The 10,548-nt window shown below is 66.4% G+C and carries 11 protein-coding genes; 3 read left to right on the forward strand and 8 right to left on the reverse strand.

All coding sequences use genetic code 11. The annotated features are described in order from the left end of the window. Positions 1-103 precede the first annotated feature (103 nt). On the reverse strand, positions 104-1,303 hold the full coding sequence (locus tag RTN46_RS13925; protein WP_312182251.1) for an extracellular solute-binding protein: 1,200 nt from the start codon (positions 1,301-1,303) through the stop codon (positions 104-106). A 65-nt stretch (positions 1,304-1,368) separates the two neighbouring features. Then, positions 1,369-2,433 carry an ABC transporter ATP-binding protein gene (locus RTN46_RS13930; RefSeq protein WP_312182252.1) on the reverse strand — a complete coding sequence of 355 codons (1,065 nt, stop codon included), beginning with the start codon at positions 2,431-2,433 and terminating at the stop codon, positions 1,369-1,371. Positions 2,434-2,601: 168 nt separating this feature from the next. On the opposite strand from RTN46_RS13930, the gene RTN46_RS13935 reads away from it, so the two are divergent. Both RTN46_RS13935 and RTN46_RS13940 read left to right on the forward strand, forming a co-directional pair. After that, positions 2,602-3,390 carry a GntR family transcriptional regulator gene (locus RTN46_RS13935; protein ID WP_312182253.1) on the forward strand — a complete coding sequence of 263 codons (789 nt, stop codon included), beginning with the start codon at positions 2,602-2,604 and terminating at the stop codon, positions 3,388-3,390. Continuing rightward, positions 3,387-4,145, forward strand: a complete 759-nt coding sequence (locus RTN46_RS13940; protein WP_312182255.1) for a hypothetical protein — start codon at positions 3,387-3,389, stop codon at positions 4,143-4,145. Before RTN46_RS13935 ends, RTN46_RS13940 begins: the two co-directional genes overlap by 4 nt. A gap of 1 nt (position 4,146) precedes the next feature. On the opposite strand, the gene RTN46_RS13945 is transcribed toward RTN46_RS13940, so the two are convergent. After that, positions 4,147-4,815, reverse strand: a complete 669-nt coding sequence (locus tag RTN46_RS13945) for a hypothetical protein (protein WP_312182256.1) — start codon at positions 4,813-4,815, stop codon at positions 4,147-4,149. 61 nt (positions 4,816-4,876) lie between these two features. Here RTN46_RS13945 and RTN46_RS13950 point away from each other — a divergent pair, with 61 nt between their 5' ends. Continuing rightward, positions 4,877-6,286 carry a PLP-dependent aminotransferase family protein gene (locus RTN46_RS13950; protein WP_312182258.1) on the forward strand — a complete coding sequence of 470 codons (1,410 nt, stop codon included), beginning with the start codon at positions 4,877-4,879 and terminating at the stop codon, positions 6,284-6,286. A gap of 19 nt (positions 6,287-6,305) precedes the next feature. On the opposite strand, the gene RTN46_RS13955 is transcribed toward RTN46_RS13950, so the two are convergent. The 5 genes from RTN46_RS13955 to RTN46_RS13975 form a co-directional block, all read right to left on the reverse strand. Next, the gene (locus RTN46_RS13955) at positions 6,306-6,617 is read right to left on the reverse strand and encodes an AzlD domain-containing protein (RefSeq protein ID WP_312182259.1); all 312 of its coding nucleotides are present in this window, start codon (positions 6,615-6,617) and stop codon (positions 6,306-6,308) included. Continuing rightward, entirely contained in the window at positions 6,614-7,348 is a 735-nt protein-coding gene (locus tag RTN46_RS13960; RefSeq protein WP_312182261.1) for an AzlC family ABC transporter permease, read from the reverse strand. Before RTN46_RS13960 ends, RTN46_RS13955 begins: the two co-directional genes overlap by 4 nt. 63 nt (positions 7,349-7,411) lie before the next feature. Further along, positions 7,412-7,837, reverse strand: a complete 426-nt coding sequence (locus RTN46_RS13965; protein ID WP_312182263.1) for a GtrA family protein — start codon at positions 7,835-7,837, stop codon at positions 7,412-7,414. Between the two features lie 190 nt (positions 7,838-8,027). Then, a complete protein-coding gene (locus RTN46_RS13970; RefSeq protein ID WP_312182265.1) occupies positions 8,028-9,623 on the reverse strand; it encodes a PAS domain-containing sensor histidine kinase in 1,596 nt (531 codons plus the stop codon). After that, positions 9,620-10,441, reverse strand: a complete 822-nt coding sequence (locus RTN46_RS13975) for an alpha/beta hydrolase (protein ID WP_312182267.1) — start codon at positions 10,439-10,441, stop codon at positions 9,620-9,622. Before RTN46_RS13975 ends, RTN46_RS13970 begins: the two co-directional genes overlap by 4 nt. Between the last annotated feature and the right edge of the window lie 107 nt (positions 10,442-10,548).

A 10,548-nucleotide genomic window follows, 5' to 3' on the forward strand; every position in this document is an offset into this window, starting at 1 on the left:
GGGCCTGTGGGACGTAGTGCCGCGTGCGCGGCGGGGGAAGGATGCTGCCCGTGGACGGCGGCCAATCGGTCCGCCGCCCACGGGGCTCAGTGCTTCGGTGGTGCTAGCCCTTGATCTCGGTCCAGGCCTTGGTCCAGTCCTGGTAATTGGTGCAGGTGACGTCCGTTCGGCCGTCAACGCACTGCTCAACCGGGGTGGTCCACATCCAGACCTGCTTGTAGTACTCCTCATCCGTGGCGAAGAAGGTTTCGCAGTGCGCCGCGTTGGCTTCGGATCCTTCACAGGCCAGGGCATTGGCCGGTGCCATGCCGAAGTTCTGCGAAATCTGCGCATTCACTTCTGCCGAGGACGCGTAGTCCATCCACTTGTAGGCGCAGTTCGGGTTCTTCGAATCAGCGGCGATCATCCAGGTGTCCGACCAGCCGGTGGCGCCTTCCTTGGGCAGCACGGACTCGACGGCGCCGCCGTCGCCCTGGGCCAGGTTCACGATGACCTGCCAGCCGGTGCCCATGTGTGCGGTGCCGGAGGAGATGGAGCTGACGGCCTTCAGGGCGTCATTCCAGTACTCACCCACTGACTCGTTCTGGGTCTTGAGCAGTTCGACGGCGGCCGCGAGCTGGTCCTGGTCCAGGGCGTACGGGTTGGTGATACCAAGGTCAGGCTGGGTGGCCATCAGGTAGACGGCGGCGTCGGCAATGTAGATCGGGGAATCGTAGGCCATGGTCTTACCGGCATAGGCGCTGTCTTCTTCCCATACCGGAGCCCAGGAATCCGGGGCTTCCTTGACGTGCTCGGTGTTGTACATCAGCACGTTGGCGCCCCGGCCGATCGGCACGCCATAGCTCTGGCCGTTCAGGGTGTCATAGACCTGGCCCTTGAGTCCCTCGACGATGTTGCCGAAGTTCGGGATCAGCTCGGTGTTGATCGGGGCGACGTCGCCGCCGGCAATCAGGCGAAGGGACGCGTCGCCGGAGGCGGAAACCAGGTCGTATTCGCCGCTGCGCATCAGCTGGACCATCTCATCGGACGTGGCGCCGACCTTGCGGTTCACGGTGCACTTGGTCTGCTCTTCGAAGGCGCTGACCCAGTCGGCGTCGGGGTTGGTGGACCCGTCTTCCACGAAGCCGGCCCAGGCAATGATGTTGACCTGCCCTTCGCTTTCACCGACCTCGCTGGCCATCGGCAGGTCAGGGACCTGGATGCCGGTGGAGGATGAATCGGAGGCGGCGCCGCCTCCGCAGCCGGCTAGGACCAGCGAGAGCGAGGCGAGCGCTGCCATTGGCAGTGCCTTGGTGATCTTCATGGGAGAACCTTTCATAGTGGGTGCGGTGGAGCGGGTGTGGAGCGGGTCAGTGAAGGGCGGGGCGTCTAGACGACGGTGAAGTTGAAGCGGGAGGGCCACTGCAGTTCGACGGCGTCCCCGCGGACGCAGGTGGTCGCCCGGGAGTCGTTCTGCTCCTGGACGATCAGCCGGTCCCCGGTTTCGGCAGCTGCCACATACCGGGTGGTGGGGCCGGTGTAGACGATTTCTTCAATCCGGGCGGAGACGGTGGAGAAACCGTCCGGTGCCGGTGTACCGGGCGCGGCAAGGTGGATGCGTTCCGGGCGGATGCTCACCAGTGCCCCTGAACCGGTGAGCCGCCGGGCAAGTTCGCCTTCGACCAGGTTCGTGCTGCCCAGGAAGGTCGCGACGAAGCGGGTGGCCGGACGCTCGTACAGGTCCTCGGGGGTACCAACCTGCTCGATGCCGCCGTCGTTGAACACGGCGATGCGGTCCGAGAGGGTCAGGGCTTCTTCCTGGTCGTGGGTGACAAAGACGAACGTGATCCCGACTTCGCGCTGGATCTGCTTGAGCTCGATCTGCATCTGCTCGCGCAGCTGCTTGTCCAGGGCCCCGAGCGGCTCGTCGAGCAGCAGGACCTGGGGGCGCAGGATCAAGGCCCGGGCCAGGGCGATGCGCTGGCGCTGGCCGCCGGAAAGCTGAGACGGGAGCCTGCCGGCCACCTGCGGCAGCCGGACCATTTCCAGGGCTTCGGCGACGCGGCGCTCGCGTTCAGCTCGCGGGGTCTTGCGCAGTTTCAGGCCGTAGCCGACGTTCTGCGCCACAGTCAGGTGCGGGAACAGTGCGTAATCCTGGAACACGGTGTTCACGTTGCGTTCGAAAGGCGCCTTGGACGTGACGTCGGTGCCGTGGAGTTCGATGCGGCCGCTGGTTACCGGTTCGAAGCCGGCAACCATGCGCAGCACGGTCGTCTTGCCGGACCCGGAGGGCCCCAGCAGGGAAAAGAACTCGCCGGAGCGGATGTCCAGGTCCAGATCCTTGACCGCGGAGAAATCGCCGAAGCTCTTGGTCACCCGGGACAGGCTGATGGCGTTGGAAGAGGAGATCGAATCCTCTGCGGCGGGGGAGATGGGTGCTGTGCTGGCTGGCACGGAAAGTCCTTTCACTTCAGCAGGAGGCGCGGAAGCGCTTCAGGTGGTAAAGCTATAAAACCAGATGTTATATGTAATTTGCATCACTTCAAGTAAATTTCTTGTTACGGGTGCGTGGCCCCGTGCCCCTGGCGTCCCGCGCACCGCCAAGCTGGAAAGATCGTGAACATGCCCCAGAACTCCGCTCCGCAGAAACGCCTCCTCACCGCTGTCTTCGCTCCGCTTGGCGACGCCGCCAAGGCAACCCGGGTCGAAGAGCGCATAGTTCAGGGGATTTCCGCCGGTGCCCTGCTCGACGGCGACCGGTTGCCGAGTGAGTTGGAACTGGCCGCGTCGATGGGTGTGGCCACCGTGACGGCCCGCGAGGCACTGGCCGGACTGCGTAACCGCGGCCTGGTGGAAACCCGCCGGGGACGTGATGGCGGCACGTTTGTTACGCTGCCCTCCGGTGATCGGTCGGAGCTGGTCCGACGCCGGCTCGCCGCCATGAGCAGGGTGGAGCTGCGCGACTTAGCCATCCACTACGCAGCGATCGCCGCGACCGCCGCGGAACTGGCTGCCGACGCAGCTGACAAGGAAGACGTGGAGTCGCTCGCCCAGCTTCTCGACGCGCCGGGCCGCGGCAACCGCGCCGTCGGAGACTTCCTCTTGGAGTTGGCCGCCCTGAGCCAGTCCGCCCGGTTGACCAGGGAATACGTCCGGCTGCACACCGACTACGGCTCGCTGCTTGGCCTGGCGCACGCCGATCCGGCCTATGATGCCCAAATGGTGGATCTGTGCCGCCGCATCTGCACGGCCGTCGCCGATGCGGATCCCTCTGCCTCCCGTGCCCTGGTCCGCGAGTACGTCCGGACCTCCGTGGCCTGGCTCATCGATGAACACACCCGTCTTTCCACCTCCGCCGACGTCACTACGGCGGAGACAACGTCCCCCGCACCCGCTTGGAGGAAAGCATGAGTACTTCCCGCAGTGAATCCCAGTCATCCCCGCCGGCCGCCCAGGCCGCTGCGCTGGGCAGCTTCTTTGAGGAGGTCCTGGATCTCCTCGAGGCTTGGAAGCCCCGGATCGAAGCAATCTTCTCGGACCCTGCGTCGCCGCCGGCGCGGCGGGAGGTGGACTGTGTGGTCGAACCGCTGGCAGCCGCATTGCTGGGTGGAACCCGCTACCCGCTGGCAGGCGGGGGATTCGTTGCGGCGCAGGGAGCCGTCAGCGATGCGCCGTGGCACATGGCCTGGTGGCAGGGGCGCAGCAAAGAGGTCCAGATGCTCACGTCCATCGAGTCCATGGGGGAGGCCTACTCGCGGCGCGAATGGTTCACGGTGCCGCTGGACACCGGTGCCAGCCACATCACCGGGCCCTACGTGGACTTCATCTGCACGGACGAATACACGGTCACCCTGACCTCGCCGGTCAGCGTCGCCGGAGACGTGGTCGGCGTGGTCGGGGCCGACGTCTTTGTTGAATCCCTCGAGGAAATCCTGCTGCCGGGCCTGCGGGAGCTGCACAGGGAGGCATCACTGGTGAACCGGGTGGGGCGGGTTGTTGTCTCAGCGGACCCGCAGCTGGCTGCCGGGCGGCTGCTGGTGGGGGATTGGCGCAATGCCGCGGATCCGCTGACGATGGAACTTCGGGGCGCCGAGTACGCCGGGCGCCGGGCAGCGGTTCATGCCTGCGGGCAGCTGCCGTTGGCCATCGCGATTCCGGCTCGCTGAGCTAGCAACCGGTAACCGGGCGGGGATCCGGTGCCGTGTCCGGAACCGGCTCCGATTCTGGAACCGGCGGTGTCGTGTCCGGTGCCGCCGGGATGTGGAAGAGGGGAACCGTCCGGCTCACCAGTGGGCCGATCAGCAGGGCAAAGGCCACCGTGCCCAGTCCCACGGATCCGCCAAGCGCCCAGCCGATGGCCAGGACGCAGACCTCGATCCCGGTGCGCACGGTCCACAGCGGCCAGCCGAACCGCGCGTGCAGGCCGGTCATCAGCCCGTCCCGCGGCCCCGGTCCCATCCTGGCGCCGATGTAGAGGCCCGTCGCCACTGCCAGCATGACCAATCCGCCTGCAAAGAGGAGAGCCTGCGCCCAGATATCCGTCTGGGCCGGCACAACCGCGAGGCCCACTTCCGCGCTGGGCCCGATGAGCAGGACGTTCAGCACCGTACCGATGCCTGGCTTCTGCCGGATCGGGATCCACAGCAGCAATACCGCCAGGCCAATCAGGTTAGTGGCCCAGCCAAACGGAATTCCGGTCTGCAGGCTGGTGCCCTGGCCCAGCACATCCCACGGGGAGACACCGAGCCCTGCACGGATCATCATGGCGATGGCAAATCCGTAGAGAAAGAGGCCAATCAACAGCTGGGCAAGGCGACGAAGCAGGTTCCAGGACATAGTCCAAGCCAATCGTTGAATTGGTCTTATATCAAGAGGCCAATTGGCCTAGGCTGGCCTGATGTTGATCCTCAGCGCAACCCGGTTTACCGGCATGCTCGGTGCCTGGCGCGGAAGAGGCCCGGCGTACGCTGACCTCGCGGACCGCACCCGGCTGCTCATCCTGGACGGGCGGCTGCCCATCGGGGCGAGGCTGCCGGCCGAGCGTGAACTCTCCACCCGCCTGCAGCTCTCCCGCACCACGGTCAGCGCCGCCTATGCCAGGCTGCGGGATGCCGGGTATCTGCAGAGCCTCCGGGGATCAGGCAGCATCGTGTGCATTCCGGGCGCGCGGCAGGACACGGCCCCGGCCGCCGTGCCCGGCACCCTGGACCTGAGCAAAGCGGCCTTGCCGGCAGCACCCCAGCTGGCCGAAGCTGCCGCCGCGGCACTGGGGCAGCTTCCGGAAATGCTCGCCGAACCGGGCTATGATCCGGTGGGCCTGCCCGCTCTCCGCGGGGCCATCGCAGAGCGCTACGGCGCACGCGGCCTGCCCACTGAGCCGGGCCAGATCATGGTGACGATCGGCGCCCAACACGCGGTGGCCCTGCTTTCGCGGGTGCTGCTTCAACGCGGGGACACCGCACTGGTGGAGTCTCCGACCTACCCGCACGGCGCTGACGCGATCCGGGCCGCCGGCGGACGGATCGTCCCGGTGGCTGTTACTCCCCGCGACGGTTGGGACTTCGAGGGCCTGGAGCAGGCCTTCCGCCGGGCACGGCCGGCCATGGCGTACATGATGCCCGACTTCCACAACCCGACCGGAGCGGTTATGGAGCCGTCACTGCGTGCTGGGCTGCTGGCGCTTGCGGCCCGCACCGGAACTGTTGTTGTGGCTGATGAGACGATGGCCGAGCTGGACATTGATTCCCCGGGGCCGGTGACCCCGCTGGCCGTCCATGGCCCTGCTGTGCTGGTGGGCTCCCTGGGCAAAACGGTGTGGGGCGGCCTGCGCATCGGCTGGATCCGCGCCGAACCGGACCTCATCGCCCGCCTGGTGCAGGCCCGGTTCGCCAACGACCTGGGAACACCCGTGCTGGAACAGCTGGTGGCACTGCAGGTCCTGTCCCGGTATGACGAAATCCTGGCCGGCCGCCGGGAACTGCTGCGTGCGGGCCGGGACCGGCTTGAAGGCCTTCTGGCTGCGGCCCTGCCGGACTGGGATGTTCCCCGGGTGGCCGGGGGACTGACCACCTGGGTAAACATCGGCCGGCCGGTCAGCTCCCCGCTCACCCTGGCCGCGCGGTCGCGGGGGCTGCTGCTGGCCGCCGGGCCGGTTTTTGGCAGCGACGGTGTTTTCGAACGCTTCCTCCGCCTCCCGATCAGCTACGGGGCGCCGGAAACCACCCGGGCAGTGGAGGTGCTGGCATCCGCCTGGTCAGCAATGGGCGAGAGCCCGGCGCCGCCGTCGTACCAGCCAGCTGTAGTGTGAGCCGCGAACCGGACCAGGGCTAGGTGGCCCCAAGGAGGCGGGCCACGGCCGCCGCACCGGCTCCGGCCAGCACCACCACGAGGAACGGAGCCCTTAACCACAGCGCCACCGCCGCGGCAGCCAAAGCCGCGAGGCGCGCATCCAGAACCAGGGCCTGACCACTGGAAAACGTGTTCACGGCAGTAAGCGATGCCAGCAAACCGATGGTCAGAGTGCCCGCCACCCGGGTCATCCGCGGATTCTCCATCCACCGCGCGGGCACCAGGTAACCGGCCAGCTTCGTGAGAAAGCTGACCGCACAGGCGAGCAGCAGCCACAACCAGAGGTTCATGCGCGTGCCTCCCCGGCCACCGGCCCGTTGGCATACGGATCGATCTCCGGTTCCAGGCCCTCCCGGGGCGGTCCGTGGCTGAACCAGCCAATAAGGCCTGCGGCAGCGGCGGCGAGAAGAATGGGCACGCCGGGCGGCACAAAGGGGACAGCCAGGACGGTCACCGCAGCACAGACGACGGCGATCGCCGCCGGCTCCTTCGCTTTGAGCCGCGGCCATAACAGGCCAAGGAAGGCCGCCACCGCCGCTCCGTCGAGGCCCCACTGGGCCGGGTCTCCGAGGGCGTTTCCGAGCAGCGCCCCCACCAGGGTAAAGGCATTCCACAGGACGTAGATCCCGATTCCGGCCACCCAGAAACCACGGGCCTGTTCCCGGCGGTCGGTTTGTCCTGCGGCAGTCGCCGTCGATTCGTCGATGGTGACCTGGGCAGCCGCCGGCACCAGCCACCGGCGCGGCCGCAGCATGGCATTCATCTGCATGCCGTAGACCGCATTACGGATTCCGAGCAATGCCGCCGCGGACATTGCGGCGCCCGGGCTGCCGCCACCTCCGATCACGCCGATGAAGGCGAACTGGGATCCGCCGCTGAACAGCAGCAGGCTTAGCGCCATGGTCTGCCACAGGTTGAGGCCCGAAGCGACTGAGAGTGCACCAAAGGAAACGGCATACAGGCCCGTCGCGACGGCGATTGACAGCCCCACGCGGACGGCCGGGGATTGCGAGAACTTCACCGGCCCAGAATATGCGCTAACCGCCCGGAGCGGGCGTTCAACGTTTCCGGTTGCGGAACCGGCCTAGGCGTCCTGCCGCTCGCGGTCGTCGGAACGGCGTTCCTTGGGCTCGGTAAATACGACGTACCGGTAGGCGAAGTAGCGGAAGACGTTGCCGAGCAGCACCCCGAGGACGTTGCCGGAAACGTTGTCGGCAACCTGGCTGTCGTAGCCGAGGAGGTAGTGGGAGACGTACAGGCAGCCGGCGGCAATTGCCAGGCCCACCAGGTTGGTCAGGGCAAACAGGACGGTCTCCGCCGCCACACTGCGGCCCCGGGTCCGCCGGAAGGTCAGGTAGCGGCTGCCCAGCCAGGAGATGGTGGTGGCAACGGCTACGGAGGCAACCTTCGCGGTGATCGGCTTGTCACCCAGGACGGTTGCTGACAGGAGGTTGAACAGCCCTATATCCACCAGGAAGGCGGCGGTGCCAACCAAAGAGAATGAACCCAATCGCCGGAGCACTCTCCGGACAGTCGAAACGCCGTTCATTCAGCTACCAGTTCTTTTCCCAGGACAGGCCGCAAATGGGCGGCGCCGTGACGGGCCGCAGCCATGCTGCATGCCCTGGAACCACAAAACGGGTTCACCATGGATGTTTTCACATGTACTGGAAGGCGCAAAATTTGGCTCCGCCCGCGGGTTAGCCTACCGCCGGCAAGCGGACGGTGAACGCGGTGCCGTGGCCCACCTCGCTCGTGAGAGTGATGGTTCCCTGGTGCGCCTCGACGATGTTCTTGCTGATGACCAGGCCCAGTCCGACGCCCGGAATCGCCGCCTTGCGGCTGGTCCCGGAACGGAAGAACTTGGTAAACACTTCAGACTGCTCGGCGTGGGTCATGCCGATTCCGGTATCCGCTACCTGGAAATACACACTGTCGCCGGACGTCCACGCACTGACGGTTACCGGGCCGCCGTCGGGTGAGTATTTCACCGCGTTGGACAATAGGTTGTCGATCACCTGCCCGATGCGCTGCGGGTCCAGGAAGGCCGGCAGCTGGGCGGGGAAATCGGCAACCAGCTTGACCTTGCCGATCTCCGCGCGCGGAGCGGCCGAGGTCATGGCGCCCAGGAGCAGCTCGGCGAGGTCCGCGGGTTGCTGCTTGATGCTGCTGGGGCCCGCGGCGGCGGAGAGCAGGTCGGAAACCAGCTCGAGCAGTTTCTCGGAGTTGCGCAGGGCCACCCTCAGGGAGGTGGCCACGTAGGCCGGGATCTCACCTTCGTCCTCAAGGGCCAGGTCCAGGTAGCCCATGATCGAGGTCAGCGGAGTACGGAGCTCGTGGGAGACGTTGGCCACGAAGTCTTCCTTCGCGGCGACGGCGTTGACCAGTCCGGTGACGTCGCTGAAAGCAATTACCGAGCCCTGGAAACCGCCAGGCCGCTGCACCGATCTGGCGGTGACGCTGAAGGCGCGCTGCGCCTCGCCGGTTCCAAACCACACCAGCTGGTCGGAGAAGGACTGGCCCTGCACGGTACGCCGCACCGGGCGGAGTTCCGGCGGCAGGGGTGTGACACGGTCGGGGCCGAAAATCAGCAGCTCGCACTCATTTGCCTGCGTGCTTCCCGAAGGCAGGGCGCGGCGGTGGATGAACCGCTGCCTCGAGTTGGTGAGGATGACGTTCCCTTCCTCATCCACCACCGAGACCCCGACCTCGACCGTGTCCAGAACGGTCTGGAGCAGGGACTCCTTGCGCAGGCTTTCTGCCAGGCTCTCCTGCAGGACCCTGTCCTTTTCCTGCAGCGCCCGCTGCTTCTCGAGCACATCGGCCTCAGCGCTGGCCCGCGCTGCTTCGGCCCTCTCGGCAGCCCGCAGGGCTCCAACGAGCTCCCGTTCGTAGAGCCGCCGTTCATGGGCGTTGAACACCACAACCCGGTCCAGTGCCGGCCGGGATCCATCAGCGGGCTGCCGCGTCGCTGAGAGGAGGGCCGGAAGGCGGGTCCCATCTGCGCTGAGGAAATCCACGGCCAGTTCGGCGAAGGAACGCCCGACGCCGAGCTGCGGCAGAGCATGCGTCGAATAGACAATGCGGTCGCCTACGGGGAGCAGGGCAAGCAGGCTCGTGCCGATCAGGTCCTCGCGGGGGCGGCCGATCCAGTTCGCGAACGTGGCATTGGCCTCAGCGATGGTGCCGTCTTCGAGCGTGACGATATATCCCGACGGCGACCCGTGGAAAAGATCCCGGTAGTCCAGATCGACCGCAGGAACGGCTAGCTCCGCGCCGCGGGATGCCTCAGTCACGCCGCTGGTACCCGAGCGAGATAGGAGAGGATGGCCTCCGCGGTTTCCTCCGGTGCGCTGACATGCGGCAGGTGGCCGGTGGCTTTCAATGTCACCAGGGTGCTGTTGGGAACGCGGTCGTGGGTGTAGGTGCCGACGTGCGGCGGGGCCAGCAGATCATCCGAGCACTGCAGGATGAGGGTCGGAACCTTCACGTCCTCGAGCAGGTCACGGACATCGGAGCGGAAGGAGACGCGGGCGAAGTCGCGGGCGATTGCGGGATCCAGCCGGCAGAAGCTGCCTTCAAGTTCGTTGTGCAGCTCCGGGCTATCCGGATTGCCCATAATCATGGGGGCCATGGCAGCGGCCCATACGATGTAGTTGGCGTCGAGGGAGACGAGCAGCTCGTCGATATCCGCTCCGGAGAAGCCGCCGGTGTAACCGTCCTCGGGGCGGTCCATGTAGCTGGGCGAAGATGCCAGGAGCACCATGTTCGCGAAATGCTGCGGGGCGGCAGCGGCGGCGGCCACGGCCATCATCGCACTGACGCTGTGGCCAACGAACGTTGCATCCCGCAGGTCCAGTTCAGCGCAGATTTCCAGCAGGTCGCTGACGTAGCCGTCCAGCGATGAGTACTTGGCGGAATCGTAGGCTGTTTTGTCAGAGTCGCCGGAGCCGACATGGTCGAAGGCAAGAACGCGGTACTGGTCGGTGAAGTGCGGAATCACCCGACGCCACATCCCCTGGTCGCAGCCAAAACCATGGGCGAAGATGACCACGGGGCCAGCCTCATTGCCGAGGATTTGGACATTGTTGCGGGAGAGAACTTCAGACGTCATGGGACGGGCGGCCTTTGCTGGGGGGCGTGGTTGGTGATGCTGAAGTGAACAATACCGCCACGGGTGCCGCCAATCAGCAACCCCAATCCGCGCGCCACGGATCAGCC

Source organism: Arthrobacter sp. (genome assembly GCF_031988865.1).
In the GTDB taxonomy this organism is placed as follows: Bacteria; Actinomycetota; Actinomycetes; order Actinomycetales; family Micrococcaceae; genus Arthrobacter_B.

Bases quoted from the DNA above. Each gene is read 5' to 3' on its own strand.
- RTN46_RS13955 (WP_312182259.1), bottom strand. From the start codon at position 6,617: ATGAACCTCTGGTTGTGGCTGCTGCTCGCCTGTGCGGTCAGCTTTCTC.
- RTN46_RS13940 (WP_312182255.1), top strand. From the start codon at position 3,387: ATGAGTACTTCCCGCAGTGAATCCCAGTCATCCCCGCCGGCCGCCCAG.
- RTN46_RS13950 (WP_312182258.1), top strand. From the start codon at position 4,877: ATGTTGATCCTCAGCGCAACCCGGTTTACCGGCATGCTCGGTGCCTGG.
- RTN46_RS13935 (WP_312182253.1), top strand. From the start codon at position 2,602: ATGCCCCAGAACTCCGCTCCGCAGAAACGCCTCCTCACCGCTGTCTTC.
- RTN46_RS13945 (WP_312182256.1), bottom strand. From the start codon at position 4,815: ATGTCCTGGAACCTGCTTCGTCGCCTTGCCCAGCTGTTGATTGGCCTC.
- RTN46_RS13975 (WP_312182267.1), bottom strand. From the start codon at position 10,441: ATGACGTCTGAAGTTCTCTCCCGCAACAATGTCCAAATCCTCGGCAAT.
- RTN46_RS13925 (WP_312182251.1), bottom strand. From the start codon at position 1,303: ATGAAGATCACCAAGGCACTGCCAATGGCAGCGCTCGCCTCGCTCTCG.